Source organism: Paenibacillus xinjiangensis, assembly GCF_059686975.1.
The window spans coordinates 61,847-80,860 of the sequence record NZ_JCAALS010000015.1; the positions used below are offsets into that span (position 1 = coordinate 61,847).

The following is a 19,014-nucleotide window of genomic DNA, read 5'->3' on the forward strand; positions in this document are numbered from 1 at the left end:
GATCAAATAAATTCGTTAAACATGTTTTTTAACCGTTCGAACATACCGGGTTTGGATGAAGCGGTGGAACCCGTCTTGCGGCTTGCCATTTTCTTCACTGTACTTGTTCCGCGTACTCCCATATACTTCGATACGTATTGAATCATTCCTACGCCGCTGCTGAAGGCAGGGTCGCGAACGCCGATATAATCAGGCAATGCGATGCGTACTGTAGCTTCAAGCTCTGCTTGAGCAAGAGCCAACGTACCAGGCATTGACACTGAGCCTCCGGTAAGAACGTAACTGCTCACTTTATCACCATAGCCCAGACGACGAACCTCTTGACGTACAAGCTGGAAAATCTCCTGCATACGCGGCTCAATAATGCTGGCCAGATCGACTTGTGAAAATTCTTTTTCCATGTTGCTACCCATGCGTGTTACTTTGAACTTCACATCTTCCGCGGCATCATTCACGAACGCACAGCCGTATTTCAGCTTAATCTTGTCCGCTTGATCGCTCTGTGTACGCAAACCATAAGCAATATCATTCGTTACATACTCTCCGCCGATAGGCAATGTGGAGGTTGCAACTAGACCGCCCTGCTCGAATATCGCAATCGTGACAGAGCCTGCTCCAATGTCAGTTAGAACTGTTCCCATCGTCTTCTCGTCTTTCGTCAATGACATGACGCCTGAAGCGAGTGACATGAGGATGACACCTGAAATTCGAAGTCCGGCTTTCTCCACACAACGCATTAAATTATGTATTGCCGTCTTCGCACCGGTTACAATCGTTGCTTCAACTTCCAGCCGAACACCGATCATACCTCTTGGATCAGAAATTCCCTCCAGACCATCAACCAAATATTGTTTCGGGACCAAATTAATAATCTCGCGTTCAGGCGGAAGGGCGACGACCTTTGCTGCTTGCAGCACCCGTTCTATATCTTCCTCACCTATTTCGCGATCCTCGTTGGATACGGCCACGACGCCATGATTAGTCTGCAGTCCAATGTGATTGCCTTGAATGCCAACATAAACGTCTGATATTTGAATGCCCACCATTCTCTCCGCATGCTCAATAGCATTGCGAATGGATTGAACGGTCTGGTCAATATCTACAATAGCACCTTTGCGAATACCCTCCGAGTCGGCAGATCCAACTCCAATAATATTAATGGCTCCGTTATTCACCTCGCCAATAATAGCACGAACTTTGGATGTACCGATGTCCAAACTGACGATGATGTCGTTGCTGCTCAACCCGCGGCACCTCCGTTTCAACTTAAATAATATATTGAGCACTTATCGGGTTCCATGAAAACGTCTTTCTACATATTCAACGCAGTTGATATTTTCCCTCTTTTTTAGACAAAATTTTCATTTATCTTATAATTGCGCGCTGTAGCACCTTGAAGCGCTTACGGATTCTCAGTCATGATGCTGCTTCTACCTTAATAAATCCATGGATAAAATTCTACCATTCTTTGAAGCTATTGAGTAGTCTCTTTTTAATCTGATTCCATATTTTCTGTAGAATTTCCATCAAAAGGAACATAGGTGTCTGCAAGAAGCATAGTAATCTTACCCGGTTCTTGCGTTTCTATAACAGCATTCAATGCTTCTATTTTACTGGAGAGCACCGAAACCGAAGTCACAACCTCAAATTTCGTTCTCGTATAGATCTTGATGCGGTCCGGATAAGCTTTCGAGGGGTACGGAATAATCTCTGAAAGATCAGATAGCTGCTTGGCTGATATCAGTCCCAATTGCTTCGCAAGCTCAGAACGCTGTGCATCTCCTTGCGTCCAGCCTGATAGGACTGGCTTGTCCAGCAATACCTCATTGCTAAGAGCATTAACACTTGTACCGTTCGACATAATCGCTGTCATTTCACCATCCGATGCTAGCTCGAACGCGACGACAGGGAACTCTTTGACCGTTATTTTGACTGCACCTGGGAACGTTTTGGAGACGGCCACTTCATTAATAGGCTTAAGCGCTCGTATCCGATTCTCGATTTTTTCCGTTGAAGCCCCGAAAAAAGCATCACCTATAGCAATATCAGCAGATTGTATAATATCAGCTTCAGTAGCGTATTGTGCACCTTCGATTTTAATAGACGTGATCTTACTTATAGATGAATTAAAAAATAGTACAGATAAAAGAGTAGCAAACAGTAAAAAAAGAACAGCTAGCAGCTTGCGACTGCCCTTCTTATTACGGACCGGCTCTTTCAGTACAGGCATATGCTCACTCATAACTTGTCCCTTCTTTCTAAAAAAACATCCGGTCCTCCTAACATTAGGAGGAGCCGGGAGTTTCTATCCTGCTGCGAATCGGCATATTCTAGTTATTAGGTACGGGAGAGTAGCGCGATATACGCGCACCTAGCCGGCTCAGCATCGATTCAATCTGATCATAACCGCGATCAATATGATGAATCTGTTCAACAACCGTCTTGCCGTGTGCCGCTAATCCAGCGATGACCAGTGCTGCACCTGCACGCAGGTCTGTTGCTTCCACTGTCGCACCGTATAGCCTTGGTACACCTCGAATGAATGCAGCATTGAGATCTACTCGAATGTCAGCGCCCATTCTTGATAGTTCATCCACATGCTTCAGACGACCTTCGAATATCGTTTCCTTCATTATGCTAACCCCATCTGCCAGCGCTAGAAGCACCATCAATTGTGACTGCAGATCAGTTGGGAAAGCAGGATAAGGAGCCGTAACGATTCTTTCAATCGACTTGGGCCTCGTAGAGCTTCCTACTTTAATTATATCACCGTCAACGACGATTTGAACACCTGCACGGCGCAGGATATGAATTAATGAAGATAAATGCGCAGGATACGTATTCAAAAGCGTGACTTGCCCACGCGTAGCAGCGGCAGCAACCATAATGGTGCCAGTAACGATTCGATCCGGAATGATCTTATACCGACATGGTGTAAGTGACTGCACCCCTTCAATGGTAATCGTATCCGTTCCAGCACCGATTATTTTTGCGCCCATTGCATTCAGGAAACGCTGCAAATCTTGAATCTCCGGCTCACGTGCAGCATTCGTAATCGTCGTAAGCCCTTCAGCGAGCACGGCAGCCATCATAATGTTCTCCGTCGCGCCAACACTTGGGAATGAGAGATGGATATCTGCTCCGAGCAGCTTATCCGCCCGGCATATAATTCGGTTTCCCGCTTCCTCGATTTCCGCCCCAAGCGCCTGCAGCCCATTCAGGTGTAGGTCGATTTTACGTTCGCCGATTGCACAGCCACCCGGCTGATACACTTGTGTTTCTCCAAACTTCGCTAGTAATGGCCCCATTAGAAAAATAGAAGAGCGCATCTGCCCCATCAATGATTCCGGCACATGGGAAGTGTGTGCGCCACTAGTATCCAGCACCACTGTATCCCCAACATGCTCTGCATGGCATCCTAATTCGCGCAAAATGTTAAGCATAACGTCGATATCGAGCAGCTTCGGCACATGTTCAATCGTTGTTGTGCCTTCAGCAAGCAAGCTGGCTGCCAATATCGGCAAAGCGGCATTTTTTGCTCCTTGGATAACAATGGATCCTGATAGAGGTTTCCCGCCTTCAATCACCAATTTGTCCAATGTATCACCTCCGAATTACCGCTCACCCACCACCAAAACTTCCGGTACTAAACGAATACCATAATGGTCCTGAATAACACCTTGGATATGTGACATGAGGGCGAGAACATCTTCAGCTGTCGCTTGCCCGGTATTGATTATGAAATTGGCATGCTGCTCGGAAACTTCTGCTCCCCCGATACGAACGCCCTTTAATCCAGCCTCTTGTACCAGCCTAGCTGCAAAATCATTCGGCGGATTACGAAACACACTGCCTGCGCAAGCCAATTGTAGAGGCTGCGTACGAAGTCTTCGTTCTTTATGCGAAGCCATGGCAGCGGCTATTTCCTCGCGATCTCCTGCGGCAAGATCAAATACGGCCTCCAGGACGACGCCTCGCTTCTCATGAAGCACGGAGTGGCGATAGGAAAATTGCATATCCTCTCGTTCGAATCGAACCAATTCACCTGTCTCCAGCACAATCTCAGCTGATCTAAAAATACGTGACACATCCGATCCATGTGCGCCTGCGTTCATATAGACTGCTCCACCGACTGTTCCTGGAATTCCCCCCGCGAACTCAAGACCAGTCAATCCTTGCTTGCCAGCCATAACAGCTAGCTTAATGAACGAATATGAGGAACCTGCATACACGGTTGTTCCGTCAAAGCGCACATAATCCAGCCCATCGCGAGGCTTAATCACGACACCGCGAATCCCTTTGTCACTCACCAGCATATTAGAGCCCCGACCAAGATTGGTCCATGGGATTTGATGCTTATGAAGCAAGCTGATGGCCGACACGAGTTGTTCCTTGCTATGAGGAATAAGCAGAACATCAGCAGGACCACCGATTTTCCATGTTGTATGATTGGCAAGCGGCTCATTGTATAACAGCCGGCCTACGCCAGCTTGCTCGAGCTCCGCAATATATTGCTCCATTTGTCGTACCTCCTTTTGCTTCCATGATGAGAACTAGGCTATCTTCGCTGCGTGTGATCATCCTGCACTTGGGTGACGGTCACGATTTATAGAGTATCTTATGCCCTGTGTAACCGGAGTGTGACAGAAGCCTATACACGAAGGTACACCGAGTCAGCGAATCCGTTAGCCGATTCTCAAGAAAGCGTATGTGTTCTAGCACTATACAATCCACTTATAGATGAAGAAAAAATATAATCGTGTATCAATCAAGCAGTCTATCGCTATAATGCACTAATCAGTCCATGCTTCGCATAAGACTAACCCGCATAGCTGCGTATGTTCACTGTCTGAACTTCTAGTGTACCTTCAATAAGGTGATAAACACAAAATGGACGTCAGGCAGCCGTCTTCCAATCGGCACCATGTCGACCACTTGTTCATTCATCCATCTCATGCGGAGCTAGGAACTGAATAACCGTCCATTCCAGAAATCGGGTTAATTCGGCTTATCTTGAATATCGGGATATATTAAGCAATATGCCCAGTGCTGTTAATAACAGCGTTAATGATGAACCGCCGTAGCTAACTAGAGGAAGCGTAATACCCGTTACAGGCATTGCACCAATAACAACTCCAATATTAATAAGAACCTGAACCCCAATTATTCCAGTTATACCTACAGCAAGCAGACTGCCGAACGTGTCAGGAGCCGCAATAGCTGTTCGAATTCCACGCCATACGAGAATCATAAATAAGAAGATAAGCGTTGCTCCGCCAATAAAACCAAGCTCCTCCGCTATGATGGAGAAGATGAAGTCAGTTTGCGGCTCTGGCAAGTAGCTGAACTTCTGCCGGCTCATGCCAAGACCAAGTCCTACAAGGCCACCTGGACCAATGGCATATAACGATTGAATAATTTGATAGCCCGAGCCAAGCGGATCTGACCACGGATCTAGAAATCCAGTAATTCGCGCGAGTCTATACGGCTCTGCAATGATGAGGCCAACTAGCCCCACTGCACCGGTTAATCCTAGCGAAGCCAAATGGCTAAGCTTGGCCCCCGCGGTGAAAATAAGAAGCAGCGACGCGCCAACCATAACCCCGCCCGAGCCGAGATCCGGCTGAAGCATGATCAAGCCGAACGCTAGCCCAACAAGACCCAGCGGCGGAAGCAGTCCTTTTGTAAAATGCGTAATGGTCTGCTGCTTATCAGACAACCACTTCGCAAGAAACAGAATCATCGCCAGCTTCATGAACTCAGATGGCTGAATGCCGAATGAGCCGATACCGAGCCAGCTTCGCGCGCCTCCGCGCCATACACCGACGCCTGGAATTAATACGAGAATAAGCAGTACAAAGCAGATAAGCAAGGCAGGCTTGGACCATTGCTTCCATGCCAAATAATTCGCATTCATCGTAAAGATCAGCGCAGCGACGCCAAGACCAGCAAATATGAGCTGGCGCTTCACGTAATAAAACTTGTCGCCGAATTCATGGAAGGCGAGAACGGCACTCGCACTGTACACCATAATTAATCCAATCGTCAAAATAAGCGCAATGGATACGAGCATCCACACATCCGGAGCAGACTTGGCTTTGGCCATAGCGAACACACCTCTTAGCATGCGTAAGTAGGGACTAGCCCTCTACTTACAAGGTATGCGCCGATTCTTTAAAAATGCGCCCGCGCTGCTCATAGGATTTAAACATATCCCAGCTGGCGCAGGCAGGAGACAGCAGAACGATATCTCCTGGGGCAGCAAGAGCAGCTGCCTGCCTTACGGCTTCGCGCAGCGTTGACTCGGCGTCCTCCACAGGTTCGACTAAACGGACATTCGTTAAACCTGCCAGCTCAGCAACAGCTTGCAGCTTGCTTCTCGTTTCCCCAAGGGCAACAAGACCTTTGAGTCGATTCTGGAATACTGGAAGCAGTTCCATATAATCCGAGCCCCGATCAAGCCCTCCTGCAATTAATACAATGGGAGCGGATAAGGAGCCAACAGACATCGTAGTGGCCGTAGGATTCGTCGCTTTTGAATCATTATAATATTTAACGCCATGCACCTCGCCTGCGTATTCCAAGCGATGCTCGACACCGTTAAATCCTCGCAATACAGGAAGCATACTTGCAAGCTCAGCTCCTGCAGCTAGACAGGCAGCGATAGCAGCAAGAGCATTACCCGCATTGTGACGGCCAGGGATGCCTAGCTCATCAACCGACATAACAACCGTCTCCTCGCCATTCTCTCTGCGCCAGACGATGTTTCTGACCACCTGCTGCTCCTCAGCAGGCTTCCCAGCCACGACGTGTTGATAAGGCGGCTCTATACATACACCATGCTCCAGACTTGTGTACAGTGAGAATGGGAATAATCGTGCGGTTAAGCTTGCTGCAACCTTCCTGCACTCCGCATCGTCCCAGTTGAGTATTGCAATATCCTCTTTAGTCTGGTTCTGGAACAGCTTCGCTTTGGATGCAATATAGTCGTCCATACCCCCATGATAATCAAGATGCGTCTCAATAACATTTAGCAGCAGGGCGACACGTGGTCGAAAGGCAGCAGTGCCTTTCAATTGGAAGCTGCTAAGCTCCGCAACAATCCAGTTATTCTCTGAAGCATCTGCTGCCGCTTCACAGAGTGGAGTGCCAATATTGCCTGCAACGATAGGGCTCAGTCCTGCTGCTTCTAGCAGCTCGCCAATCCAGGTTGTCGTTGTCGTCTTACCGTTAGAGCCGGTAATACCAATAATCGGAGCTGGGGACAGAAAGTAGGCTACCTCAACCTCCGTTACAACCTCAACTCCAAGCTCCTCAGCCTGCTTCACGGGTCCAGCGGTATAGGGAATACCCGGGTTTTTGACAAGCAGCGCTGTATCCTGTGTGACCAGATCGTCCGGATGATAGCCGCATAGCACAGAAATGCCCAAAGCGATTAATTCGTCCGCTTCGGGGCATAAATCACGCTCTTTTTTGTCGTTGACGATAACCTCGGCTCCTAAGGCATGGAATACTTTTGCAACACTTACCCCGCTCTTCGCTAAACCGAGTACAACGACGCGGCGGTTCCGGTATGAGTCCGGATGATTCATGAGTAGCAGCTCCTTTTTTACACAGCCGATATAATGATGTTGAATTGTAGTATTATATGGGACAAGGACGGGACGATGATCACGATCCCGCCCCGTCCTTCCCTATTTACTTAGAACACTTTTGCAAGCGCAAGACCGACAGCAGCCAGTACCAGTCCGACGAACCAGAACGTCGTAACGACGCGCCATTCGGACCACCCCGACAATTCAAAGTGATGATGAATTGGGCTCATCTTGAATATGCGTTTGCCGCGCAGCTTGAACGACCCTACCTGAAGAATAACAGACAGCATCTCCAAGACGAATACGCCGCCGATTACGATTAACAGCAGCTCCGTCTTCGTTAGAATAGCGACTGCAGCAACCCCGCCGCCAATTCCTAGAGAGCCTGTGTCCCCCATGAATACCTTGGCAGGATACTTGTTGTAGATTAAGAACCCGAGCACCGCACCAATCATGGCAGCCGAGAAGATAGCCGATTCATGCGCCGATGCTTGCAGGGCAATGATCGTAAATGCGCCGAAGGCAATAGCACTTGTGCCTGCCAGCAGGCCGTCGAGTCCATCAGTGAAATTAACTGAGTTGCTGGCAGCGAACAGGATAATAACGACGAATGGATAATAGAACCATCCGAGATCGAAGCCCCAGCCTGTGCCTGGAACAGTAATTGCTGTGCTATGATTCATATTGTAGAGCTCCGCGCATACGATGACGGAGAACAATAGCTGGCCGAACAGCTTCTGACGAGCCGTCAGGCCCAGCGAGCGCTTGAATACGATTTTGATATAATCATCAAGAAAACCGACAAGTCCAAAACCTAATGAAGCTGTAATAAGCACCCAAAAATCTGCTGTTTTATCCGAAAATTTCAGAAAAGATATGAGCAGCGCAAGCATAATGATAATGCCGCCCATCGTTGGCGTACCGCTTTTCTTCAAGTGGCTCTGGGGGCCGTCCGTACGAATCTGCTGTCCGAACTTCAATCGCCTTAGGAGCGGAATGAACAATGGTCCGAGTAGAACCGCTATCAGAAAAGAAGCACCCAATGAAAATAAGATGACCATCATGTCCATTTCCTCACCCCTCTTCCAAAGTTTGGACAATCTGTTCCATACGCATACCGCGTGAGCCTTTGACCAATACAAGGTCTGCAGGGTCTAGCTGTTCTTTCAACCATTCTCCAAGCTTTTCTTTATCATCAAAATGAATAACGCATGGCTCTACTGATTGATCAGGGAATGCAGATTTCGCACCTTCAGCCGTATGCTTCGAGAGCTCTCCGACAGTCAGAACCGCATCTGCCTTAAGAGGCGTTACGTAGGCACCCACCTCATAATGCAGTGCTGCCTCCTCAGGTCCCAACTCCAGCATATCTCCGAGAACAATCCATTTCTTCCGGAAGCCCTTAAGCTCCTCCACGAGATCTACCGCCGCATAGACGGCCGTCGGATTGGCATTATAGGCATCATTCAGAATCATCGCCCCATTATGGGCAGCAACGGGCTGAATACGCATCCCCGTAAGCGTTAGTCCGGCAAGACCGATCCTTATCTGTTCCTCAGTGATGCCCAGCCGGCGGCCGATTGCGATTGCAGCTAAGGCATTACTTACGTTATGCTGGCCTGGCACTGGAATCGTATAAGACTCTGAGCTGATCGCTGCTCCCTGCTTCTTAGCCATGAATGAAGAGGAAACCGCGCCTATAGTAATATTCGCAGCCGACCAGTCATTTGAGTCCTCTAAGCCGAACGTCTGCTTCTCCAGCCCCTCAGGCAGCACCGTATGCTTAAGCTCCGATGCGAGAAGCGGCTCATCACCGTTGTACAGCAGCAGGCCTCCAGAAGCCAGCCCTTGCCCGATCTCAAGCTTCGCCTTGGCAATTCCCTCTCTGGAGCCAAGCTGCAGCAGATGAGCGTCACCTATATTCGTAATAACCGCGATATCCGGTTTCGCTATATTCGTTAGTAATTCGATCTCACCGAAACCGCTCATCCCCATCTCAAGCACAGCTGCATCCGTATCCTCATCGAGTTGAAGGACGGTCAAAGGCAGTCCGATGTGGTTATTCAAGTTTCCTTCCGTCTTATGAACACGCAGCGACGTGCCTAGCACAGCTGCAACCATATCCTTCGTAGTCGTCTTGCCATTGCTGCCTGTAATGCCGATTACCCGGACATACAGCTCATCACGGTAAGCAGAGGCCAGCCGCTGCAGTGCCTCTAGCGTGTCCTTCACCTTAAGCAAAGGTGCATCCGCCAGCTCCTTGGGCACTTCGCGCTTCCTCTCCCAGAACGCCGCTGCTGCGCCGTCACGCAAAGCCTGCTCCACATAATGATGCCCGTCGAATTTCTCTCCAACGATAGGTACGAAGAGCTGACCTGCCGCAACACGGCGGGAGTCTGTACCAACACCGTGAATTCGGATAGAGGCATCCTTTGTTTCAAACTTGGCATTGCACATTTCTGCAATTTGCTCCAATGTACGATTAATCACTGTACTAATCCCCTTATCGCTTCTTTGGCCACTAGACGATCGTCGAATGAGTGCTTCACACCACCGACATCCTGATACGTTTCATGACCTTTCCCCGCAATCAATACTACATCGCCGGAGCTTGCCATTTCAACCGCTTTTTCAATTGCAGCACGGCGATCAGCCAGTAATTCATAGCTCTCCTGCTTAACTCCGTCTTGAATCAATCCTGCTTCGATATCCTTCAGAATGAGTTCCGGATTCTCTGTACGAGGATTATCGGACGTAACAATGACATAATCCGCATAACGGGCAGCTATTGAGCCCATCAGAGGCCGCTTCGTCCGGTCGCGATCCCCTCCGCAGCCGAATACGCAGATCATGCGCGGCGGTGCCAGCTCCTTAACCGCTCGAAGAACATTTTCCAGACCATCCGGGGTATGCGCATAATCAACAACGACGGCAAAATCCTGTCCAGCCTGCACAGATTCCACTCGACCTGGCACACCAGGCAATGCTTCTAGGCTTGCTTTAATCTGACTGATGCTAATCCCTTCAATTAATGCAGCAGATATAGCAGCCAGTGCATTGTATACATTGAATTTGCCAACCATCTGCAGCGTAATGTCTGCGTCTCCACGGAAGGTGCGAAGATGGAATGATGTTCCTGCTGCTGTAATCTGAATATTCGAGGCTTGAACATCCGCCTCCTTATCGATACCATACGTAATCGTCTCAGCGGCAGTAAGCTTGGCGTACTCATTAGACAGAGGATCATCGCTATTAAGCACGGCGAATGACCGATTCTGAGCGTCTAGATACTCATTGCCTAGTCTGGAGAAGAACAATCCCTTCGCCGCGGCATAACGCTCCATTGTTCCGTGATAATCCAGATGATCCTGCGTTAGATTGGTGAAGATAGCTGTGCGGAAACGACAGCCCTTCACACGCCCTTGCTCAAGTGCATGTGAAGATACCTCGAGCGCACAATAGGCTGTGCCGGCATCGCGCATAGTGGCCAAATATCGCTGCAGCTGCAGCGATTCCGGCGTCGTTCCCGACATTGGCACGGTGTGTCCGCTATAACGCATCTCAACCGTCCCAATTACACCTGCACTCTTGCTGTTATCATTAAGTATTTGTTCAATTAGATAAGTTGTTGTCGTCTTCCCATTCGTTCCTGTTACTCCGATCAAGTTCACTGATTGACTCGGATGCCCATAGAAGTAGTCAGCTAGTACGGCCATAGCAAGCCTGCTGTCCTTCACGATTAACTGGGGAATTGGCAGTGGCAGCTCTCGCTCCACGACCAATACTGCTGCTCCCTTGTCTATCGCTTGAGGTGCATAATCATGACCATCAACCGTATGGCCAGGGAGACAAATAAACAGATCGCCCGATTGCACGGCCCGTGAATCCGTCTCTATGCCAGTCACCTCTACCTCGTCAGCCTCGTTCAATCTTGATGTTATAAGTCTCTTCGCTAGTTCACTTAATCGCATTTGTCGTTCCTCCTAAACATTGTGCCGCACATTAGAATGCGTACTGCCATTCCTATTCCCTATCATTATAGTCAATGGGAATGTGATATATCATCCTCATCGCCCAAATAAATCCGGATTGTCGATCCCCGATCCACTCTTGTGCCTGCGGCAGGAGCTTGCCGAATTACGGTATTGCCGGATCCAGCAGAAGTGAGGTTGAAGTTCATATTCATATCCTCATAAATGTCCGATACGGTTTTGCCTACTAAGTTCGGAACAGCTACGATCGGCGTGTCGCCGTATTTGTATACTCTGTCAATTTGCTTCTCACGCGGCGGAATCTGGAGTACAGTAAGCGCATCCTCCATAATATTACGGACGATTGGCGCTGCTACAACTCCCCCGAATTGAATGCCTTGTGGATTGTCAACGGCCACATACACCACGATTCGCGGCTTATCTGCCGGAGCGAATCCAATAAAAGATACAATATGCTCATTAGGCGAATAACGTCCGTTAATAACCTTCTGAGCTGTACCGGTTTTACCGCCAACGCGGTATCCGTCTATAAAAGCATTTCGTCCTGTTCCTTTTGCAACGACACTCTCGAGAGCTTCCCGTACCTTCGCCGATGTCTCCTCAGAGATCACTTGCCGCACAACTTCCGGCTTCGTCTGCTCCACCGTCTCTCCTGTGCTTGGATTAATCCACGCACTAGTTACGTGAGGCTTATATAACGTCCCCCCGTTAACCGCAGCCGAGACTGCCGTTATTTGTTGAATGGGCGTAACAGAGACACCTTGACCGAAAGCGGTAGTAGCGAGCTCTACGGGTCCTACCTGACTCATCTTGAACATAATGCCATTCTCTTCTCCAGGGATATCAATACCTGTCTTCGTACCGAAGCCGAAGTTTTTAATATACTCAAAAAGCTTATCCTTGCCAAGTCTTTGCCCAAGTGTAACGAAACCCGGATTGCATGAATTTTCCACAACCTCAAGGAAGGTTTGACTGCCATGGCCGCCCTTCTTCCAGCAGCGAAGCTTCGCCCCGCCTACCTCAATCGAGCCTGGATCGAAAAAAAACTCATTCGTTAGATTAACTTTATTTTCCTCTAATGCTGCAGCAAGTGTAATAATCTTAAATGTCGAGCCTGGCTCATAAGTCATCCAGATCGGTAGATTACGGTTATATACCTCGCTAGAAACTTCCTTGTATTTATCCGGCTCATAGGAAGGTCTGCTTGCCATACCCAGAATTTCACCGTTATTCGGGTCCATTGCAATCGCAATAATATTATCGGCTTGCAGCGCTGTCATCGCCTGATCAAGCTCCCGTTCCATGATGGTCTGTATTTGCTTATCAATGGTCAGCTGCATCGTCAAGCCTTCCTTAGGCTCCACATACGTATCTGAGGAGTTCGGCATTTGACGCCCCTTCGCATCAGAGAGAAACGATACATTGCCCTGTATCCCGCTTAGCTCATCATTGTATTTGGCCTCCACACCGGTCAAGCCTTGATTATCAATGCCAGTAAAGCCTAGTACATGCGCTGCCAAGCTGCCGAACGGGTAGAATCGCTTATTGTCCTCCGCAACGACGATACCGGATAGTGCCAATTCCCTCACCTGCTGGGATTTCTCAATTGTCATTTTGCGTCCGCCAGGCTTGAGCTGAACCAGCATCGATTTTTTCGTGTTGATTTTTTTGAAAAGCTCCTCCTGCGTCATATCAAGCAGCGGAGCGAGTACAGCTGCCGTAGCTTGCTTGTCTTTAATTTGCGCAGGAATAGCCCAAACGGTCGGAGAGCTGATATTGTAAGCCAGCTTAGTGCCATTACGATCCCAGATCTCTCCCCGTTTAGCCATATAAGGTATATCACGCCGCCATGAGTTTTCCGCCTTTGCTGTTAATTCCCCGCCTTGCCACAGCTGCACATATGCAAGTCTTAGTGCAAGAGCAGCGAATGCTATTACACCGACAATCAACAGCATGAATAGCCGGCGGCGCACCGTTACATTCGATACTTTCATCACTTGTTCCCCCTCCGCCTTCTTAATCGGCAGAGCGTACGTTGACGCTCATTCCCAGATTATTCAAGACAAGCCGGGGATAGAACAAGCTTTGCTGATCGGGCAGCAGAACATAACGTTATTGTGTTTCCGTGGAATCAGCTTCCGTATCAGACTGTCCCTCATCCGTGGAAGTGGAGTTAGCACTATCCGTGGAATCGGCAGACTCAGACGATTCGGCGTCAGCACTATCATCCGATGAATCATCTTCCGAGCTACTTCCCAGTACAGCATCCTCTTTGCCTAGTGGGGGCTCAAGCGCCAGCCTGAGCACTCTCTGGCCGTCACTCTGCTCTTCTTTCTGCGAGACGACGTAGCCCTCTCCCTCGATTAGTAGACGAATGTCGAGCACGGATGCAATCTCGATCGCATCCCGCAATGAAATGCCGATCATATCCGGTATTTTCAGCTTATCCCGCTGCTCCGTAATGAGATAAATCCGCTGAGTCGGGTGAACCGTTGCCCCTGCGGCCGGAATTTGCTGAATGACGGTCGTCCCACTGCCAACGACCTCGTAGGCTAGAGCCTTCTCCTTGAGCATCGCTTTGGCCTGTGACACTTTCAGGTCTGTCAGAGTCGGAACCGGTACTGTTACTTCTTTTTTGGCATCCTCTTCTGTAGTTGTATAGGTTGGACTTACTCCTAGATGCTTCAAGCTCTTGTATACAATATCCTTAAAAGCAGGAGCAGCTACAGAGCCGCCCCCGGCTAATGGATCATTCGGTTCGTCCACGACGATATACAGAACGATCTTAGGGTTCTCTACTGGCGCATAGCCGATAAAGGATACGACGAATTTGTTCTTCGAATATTGGCCATTAATAACCTTCTGAGCCGTACCTGTCTTACCTGCAACACGATAGCCTTCGATATAAGCATTCCTACCTGTACCCATAACTTGGTCAGATACAACCTGCTCCAAGTATTCACCTACCTTGGTAGAGGTCTCCTCCGAGATTACTTGTCTAACGAGCTTCGGCTCGAACTTCTCTGTCGTCTGCGTAACCGGATCATAGATGGACTTCACAATCTGCGGTTGGAGCAGCTTCCCGCCATTAGCTACCGCCGCTACAGCTGCAACCTGCTGCAGAGCTGTTACCTGCACCTCACCTTGACCGAAGGATGCACGGGCAATATCACTCGGCCGGGACAAGTTGATATTAATCTTACCTGCAAGCTCTCCGCCCAGCGTGATGCCTGTCTTCTGGCCGAAGCCGAACTTATTAATATACTCCGTTAGCTTCTCTCCGCCCAGCTGCTCCCAGCCCAGCTTAACGAATGCGACGTTACTGGAATGCTTGAGGCCTTCTAGGTAGGTGATCGTTCCCCAGCCGACCTTGTTAATGTCATTAACGGGCTTGCCGGGAACGTTGATGCTGCCGGACTTGTATGTAGCGTTAGGATTGAATATCCCTTCCTGAACAGCTGCCGCCAGCGTTATAATCTTGAACGTTGATCCCGGCTCATACAGGGATTTGATCGCATGGTTATATGCATTCTCGTAGTTGCTGTCCCAATACGTATTCGGATTGTAAGTCGGATAATTGGCCATCGCTAGTATTTCCATCGTATCTGGATCTGCTGCAATTGCGGTAATGCTTTTCGGTTTGTACTTCTCGTCAATACTTTTTATGGCTTCTTCCACATAATCCTGAATCTTCGTGTCTATCGTCAGTGAAATATCCTGTCCATCCTTGGCAGGCTTATATTCCACTTCACCTTCAGCAAGCTGTACTCGTTTGCCGTCCTTCTGATATTTGATCTCTCCATCTTCACCCTTGAGCTGTTCATCGAAGTAAACCTCAATGCCAGCCAGCGCCTCACCTTCTTTGCTAACATAGCCTAGAAGCTGTGAAGCCATAGAGTTGCGAGGATAATAACGCTTCTGATCTTCCATCAAATAAATGCCGACATCTTTTACATCATGCTTCTCTTTGAGCTCATCACGGAATGCCTTGACTTTATCCGCCAGCTCCTTCTCTATCTTCCAGCCCTCTTGACGAATCTCCCGTTGCTGATAGAATTCCCCGTCCTTCTGCGCAGTTACAAGCTTATACAGCTCGTTCTCCGGCTTATCCAGCAGCTTCTGAAGTCCTTCTGTCACCTCATCTGCTATATCCAGCTTGTTAATAAGGTCTGGGTTCACCGCTACGTTATATGCCAGGGCATCCATAGCAAGGACGCTGCCGTCCCGATCCGTAATTGTCCCCCTCTTCGCTACGAGTTTCTCTTCCGCTGCCCATCTCGTTTTCGCCATTTCATACCATTCCGCGCCTTTGACTACTTGTACATAATAGATTCTACTAATGAGAATAAGAAAAAGGAGGGTCATTATCCCTCCAAACAACAACGTGCGAACCCTAATTCTTTTTATCATCATGCTTCACCTACTCACCCATTGCGGATTGCGGATTGTCTGTCCCTGTATTCACGGTAATATCCGGCTGGTCAGTACTCACCATTCCTTGCTTCACAGCCATCTCCCGGATTCGTTCAGGGTCGCTCAGCATCTCTACTTGTCTCTTTAAATCTTTCATTTCAACGTTCAAGGTCTCATACTCATTCGTCATTTGCTTGATCTGCGTGCTCATATCATAGATTTGGGCATAACGAAAAATAATAACCCCCGCCACGATCACACACACGACAACGGTAAACATATAGAGCAGCTTCTCTTGCATTGGAATCGACTTTCGTTTAACCAATACATGCTTGGACTCACGGAAAGTCGGTTTCTGATCTGGTTTCCGCTTCGGCTGCAAAGCCAGATTACCATTGATATAAGCCAATGATGGAACCCCCTCTTGATCACAATTTTTCTGCGACACGCAGCTTGGCCGAACGAGCTCGTGGATTTAACTCCAGCTCTTGCTCGCTTGGAACAATAGGCTTGCGGTTAACTAACCGCAGCGTTCCTGTGCCGCCGCATACACACAATGGAAAATCCGGCGGACAAGTGCATTTTTCAATAAATTTCGCAAATAATTGCTTACAGATGCGGTCCTCAAGCGAATGGAACGTGATGACAGAAGCTCTGCCTCCTGGGGCTAGGCATCTTACTGTCTGTTCCAATGCTTCTTCCTCTGCTCCAAGCTCATCATTCACTGCAATTCGCAGCGCTTGGAACGAGCGTTTGGCAGGATGGCCGCCTGTCCGCCTTGCAGCGGCAGGTATGCCTGACTTAATTAGCTCAGCAAGCTCACCGGTTGTTTCGACTGGAGCTTGTTCTCTTGCTTGAATAATTTTGCGAGCAATCGATCTTGCGAATTTCTCTTCCCCATAGCGGAAAAGGATCCGTGAGATTTCGCCTTCATCCCAGCCGTTGACAATATCGTAGGCAGTAAGCGCTCCATCCTGGTCCATCCTCATATCGAGAGGTGCGTCATGATTGTAGCTGAATCCCCGTTCCGCTTCATCCAGCTGAGGGCTGGAAACGCCAAGATCGAATAAAATCCCGTCAACCTGAGGTACTCCGTCCTTAGTCGGGACGTCGCACGTAAGCAGCATTTCCTCCAAGTAGCGGAAGTTGCTTTTGACAAGCGTTACTTTATCCATATAGGGAGCAAGCCTAACGCGTGCGTTATCCAGCGCCGAATCATCCTGGTCAAATGCGATTAGCCGCCCTCCTTCACCTAAACGGGACGCTATACGTTCACTGTGACCTGCGCCGCCTAGCGTGCAGTCGACGTATATGCCGTCCGGCTTAATTGCCAGGCCGTCAACCGCCTCTTCCATAAGCACTGTAATATGCTGAAACACGTTATTGTCCTCCCATTCTTGTTGTCTAGTCTAGAAGTTGAAATCGAAATCAACCAATTTTTCAGCAATCTCGTTAAAAGTTTGCTCGGATTGCTCATAATAGCCTTCCCATGTCTGCTTGCTCCAAATTTCCACGCGACTGGATACGCCAAGCACCATACAATCCTTGTCCAGCTTCGCATATTCACGAAGATGACCGGGTAAGTTTACCCTTCCCTGTTTGTCCAGCTCGCATTCCGTTGCCCCCGAAAAGAAAAAGCGAGTGAAAGCACGTGCATCCGACTTCATCAGCGGCAGTGTCTTCAGCTTCTGCTCAAGCACGCTCCACTCACTCATCGGATAAACGAACAAGCAATTATCCAAACCACGGGTTGCAATAAATGTAGTTCCTAGTGATTCACGGAATTTAGACGGGATAATGATGCGGCCCTTCTCATCGATGCTATGTTGATATTCACCCATAAACATGAGATTGACCCACCCCTTCCCCTATTTCCTCCACTTTGACCCACTTTTCCCCACTAAGATACAGTAGTTCGCCACCTAAAATAAAAATCCTGCTCCATGAGCAGGATTTTTGAAAAATTATTTCACGGGATTAACCGTTAATGGTGATCATTTCCATCGACTTGGTTGTTTTTATCTGTATCGGGCTTAATGACTCCTGCATTTCTACGTCTCATGTAGCGCCATATCGCCGCCACAGGAATGGCAACTATAAGCAGGAATAGCAGCACCGGCAGTGCACCCGATACAAATATAAGCAGGCCTTGGACGATTACTAGCAGCGTATCTATGCTTCCTTTCACGGCTGATGACATCTTGCCGCCTAGTGTAGCTGGCTGGGCGATATCGGCAGCTGCTGCTGAGGTCTGATACATTCTAAGCTCAATCGTCGAATAGGCTACGTTCTGGTCCAGATAACGGATTCGACCTTTTAATTGCTCAATATCCTCCTGTACACTCGACAGCTGCTGAGAGAATTTCACAAGATCATCTGCCTTCTCCGCTCGATCCATGAAGCCCAGCAGTCTTTCCTCAACGACCTGCTTCGCCTTGAGACGTGATTCCAGATCGACATATTCCTCCGTCACATCTGTTCCGCTTACCTGTCTCTCGAATCGCTTATGCTCAATCCCCTTTAGCCGATCGATAAAAGCCATAAAGCTTGACGCAGGCACCTTGATGGTGTAGGTAGAGCCTTTCTCCGCCTCATACTGTCCATCCTCGAATTGTAAAATGTAGCCGCTGCTCTGATGAATCGCATTCCGCAGCTCTTCTGCTGCTTTCTCGTAGGTCACGACCTCTATCGTTAGGTTCGCTTTGTAGATCAGCTTCTGATTAAAGCCCTCATTGCCAGAGACCGCTATTTGCCCGATCGAGCTTGTGCTTGATCCAATTACAGCTGATTCACTGGAAGCAGTTGTACCTGAATCAGAGTCCGTGGTCTCCTTCATATCTTGCACACCAGTTTCCACTGTCGCTTGATTTGACAATAGCTCTCCATCATGACCACCACTGCTCGCGCTATTCGAATCGCTAGACGAGCAGCCTGCAGCAATAAGAGCTACAAGCCATACCACAATCAACATGAGATGCCATCTCTTTATATGAAGCACCCTGACTCCCCCTTTA

Annotated in this window: 15 protein-coding genes; all 15 read right to left on the bottom strand. The window is 48.7% G+C overall.

The genetic code is table 11. From position 1 onward, the window contains the following. Window positions 1-2 precede the first annotated feature (2 nt). The 15 genes from ftsA to AC6ESP_RS16185 all read right to left on the bottom strand — a co-directional run bounded on the left by ftsA (window position 3) and on the right by AC6ESP_RS16185 (window position 18,971). Window positions 3-1,244, bottom strand: coding sequence for a cell division protein FtsA (gene ftsA, locus AC6ESP_RS16115; protein ID WP_497097743.1), 1,242 nt, complete (start codon window positions 1,242-1,244; stop codon window positions 3-5). Between the two features lie 248 nt (window positions 1,245-1,492). Beyond that, entirely contained in the window at window positions 1,493-2,242 is a 750-nt protein-coding gene (locus AC6ESP_RS16120) for a cell division protein FtsQ/DivIB (RefSeq protein ID WP_497097744.1), read from the bottom strand. Between the two features lie 88 nt (window positions 2,243-2,330). After that, window positions 2,331-3,599: a UDP-N-acetylglucosamine 1-carboxyvinyltransferase gene (gene murA / locus AC6ESP_RS16125; protein ID WP_497097745.1), complete on the bottom strand. Its 1,269-nt coding sequence runs from the start codon at window positions 3,597-3,599 to the stop codon at window positions 2,331-2,333. A gap of 15 nt (window positions 3,600-3,614) precedes the next feature. Next, window positions 3,615-4,520 carry a UDP-N-acetylmuramate dehydrogenase gene (gene murB, locus AC6ESP_RS16130; protein ID WP_497097746.1) on the bottom strand — a complete coding sequence of 302 codons (906 nt, stop codon included), beginning with the start codon at window positions 4,518-4,520 and terminating at the stop codon, window positions 3,615-3,617. Window positions 4,521-5,008: 488 nt separating this feature from the next. After that, on the bottom strand, window positions 5,009-6,106 hold the full coding sequence (gene spoVE / locus AC6ESP_RS16135) for a stage V sporulation protein E (protein WP_497097747.1): 1,098 nt from the start codon (window positions 6,104-6,106) through the stop codon (window positions 5,009-5,011). A 46-nt stretch (window positions 6,107-6,152) separates the two neighbouring features. Continuing rightward, window positions 6,153-7,592, bottom strand: coding sequence for a UDP-N-acetylmuramoyl-L-alanine--D-glutamate ligase (murD, locus tag AC6ESP_RS16140; protein ID WP_497097748.1), 1,440 nt, complete (start codon window positions 7,590-7,592; stop codon window positions 6,153-6,155). A 110-nt stretch (window positions 7,593-7,702) separates the two neighbouring features. Further along, a complete protein-coding gene (gene mraY / locus AC6ESP_RS16145; RefSeq protein ID WP_497097749.1) occupies window positions 7,703-8,665 on the bottom strand; it encodes a phospho-N-acetylmuramoyl-pentapeptide-transferase in 963 nt (320 codons plus the stop codon). 4 nt (window positions 8,666-8,669) lie between these two features. Next, entirely contained in the window at window positions 8,670-10,085 is a 1,416-nt protein-coding gene (locus AC6ESP_RS16150; RefSeq protein WP_497097750.1) for a UDP-N-acetylmuramoyl-tripeptide--D-alanyl-D-alanine ligase, read from the bottom strand. Beyond that, window positions 10,082-11,566 carry a UDP-N-acetylmuramoyl-L-alanyl-D-glutamate--2,6-diaminopimelate ligase gene (locus tag AC6ESP_RS16155; RefSeq protein ID WP_497097751.1) on the bottom strand — a complete coding sequence of 495 codons (1,485 nt, stop codon included), beginning with the start codon at window positions 11,564-11,566 and terminating at the stop codon, window positions 10,082-10,084. Before AC6ESP_RS16155 ends, AC6ESP_RS16150 begins: the two co-directional genes overlap by 4 nt. A 71-nt stretch (window positions 11,567-11,637) precedes the next feature. After that, window positions 11,638-13,581: a stage V sporulation protein D gene (locus tag AC6ESP_RS16160; protein ID WP_497097752.1), complete on the bottom strand. Its 1,944-nt coding sequence runs from the start codon at window positions 13,579-13,581 to the stop codon at window positions 11,638-11,640. A gap of 118 nt (window positions 13,582-13,699) precedes the next feature. Then, entirely contained in the window at window positions 13,700-15,952 is a 2,253-nt protein-coding gene (locus tag AC6ESP_RS16165; protein ID WP_497097753.1) for a penicillin-binding transpeptidase domain-containing protein, read from the bottom strand. Between the two features lie 55 nt (window positions 15,953-16,007). After that, on the bottom strand, window positions 16,008-16,409 hold the full coding sequence (gene ftsL / locus AC6ESP_RS16170) for a cell division protein FtsL (RefSeq protein ID WP_497097754.1): 402 nt from the start codon (window positions 16,407-16,409) through the stop codon (window positions 16,008-16,010). Between the two features lie 19 nt (window positions 16,410-16,428). Then, window positions 16,429-17,379, bottom strand: coding sequence for a 16S rRNA (cytosine(1402)-N(4))-methyltransferase RsmH (gene rsmH, locus AC6ESP_RS16175; RefSeq protein WP_497097755.1), 951 nt, complete (start codon window positions 17,377-17,379; stop codon window positions 16,429-16,431). Window positions 17,380-17,409: 30 nt separating this feature from the next. After that, window positions 17,410-17,847: a division/cell wall cluster transcriptional repressor MraZ gene (gene mraZ, locus AC6ESP_RS16180; RefSeq protein ID WP_497097756.1), complete on the bottom strand. Its 438-nt coding sequence runs from the start codon at window positions 17,845-17,847 to the stop codon at window positions 17,410-17,412. Window positions 17,848-17,984: 137 nt separating this feature from the next. Next, complete coding sequence (locus AC6ESP_RS16185) at window positions 17,985-18,971, bottom strand: DUF4349 domain-containing protein (RefSeq protein ID WP_497097757.1); 987 nt, start codon at window positions 18,969-18,971, stop codon at window positions 17,985-17,987. Between the last annotated feature and the right edge of the window lie 43 nt (window positions 18,972-19,014).

Excerpts from the sequence above, each read along its gene's own strand:
- mraY (WP_497097749.1), bottom strand. The coding sequence starts at position 8,665 with ATGGACATGATGGTCATCTTATTTTCATTGGGTGCTTCTTTTCTGATA.
- AC6ESP_RS16120 (WP_497097744.1), bottom strand. The coding sequence starts at position 2,242 with ATGAGTGAGCATATGCCTGTACTGAAAGAGCCGGTCCGTAATAAGAAG.
- AC6ESP_RS16160 (WP_497097752.1), bottom strand. The coding sequence starts at position 13,581 with ATGAAAGTATCGAATGTAACGGTGCGCCGCCGGCTATTCATGCTGTTG.
- spoVE (WP_497097747.1), bottom strand. The coding sequence starts at position 6,106 with ATGGCCAAAGCCAAGTCTGCTCCGGATGTGTGGATGCTCGTATCCATT.
- AC6ESP_RS16185 (WP_497097757.1), bottom strand. The coding sequence starts at position 18,971 with ATGTTGATTGTGGTATGGCTTGTAGCTCTTATTGCTGCAGGCTGCTCG.
- murB (WP_497097746.1), bottom strand. The coding sequence starts at position 4,520 with ATGGAGCAATATATTGCGGAGCTCGAGCAAGCTGGCGTAGGCCGGCTG.
- murD (WP_497097748.1), bottom strand. The coding sequence starts at position 7,592 with ATGAATCATCCGGACTCATACCGGAACCGCCGCGTCGTTGTACTCGGT.
- AC6ESP_RS16155 (WP_497097751.1), bottom strand. The coding sequence starts at position 11,566 with ATGCGATTAAGTGAACTAGCGAAGAGACTTATAACATCAAGATTGAAC.
- AC6ESP_RS16165 (WP_497097753.1), bottom strand. The coding sequence starts at position 15,952 with ATGACCCTCCTTTTTCTTATTCTCATTAGTAGAATCTATTATGTACAA.
- mraZ (WP_497097756.1), bottom strand. The coding sequence starts at position 17,847 with ATGTTTATGGGTGAATATCAACATAGCATCGATGAGAAGGGCCGCATC.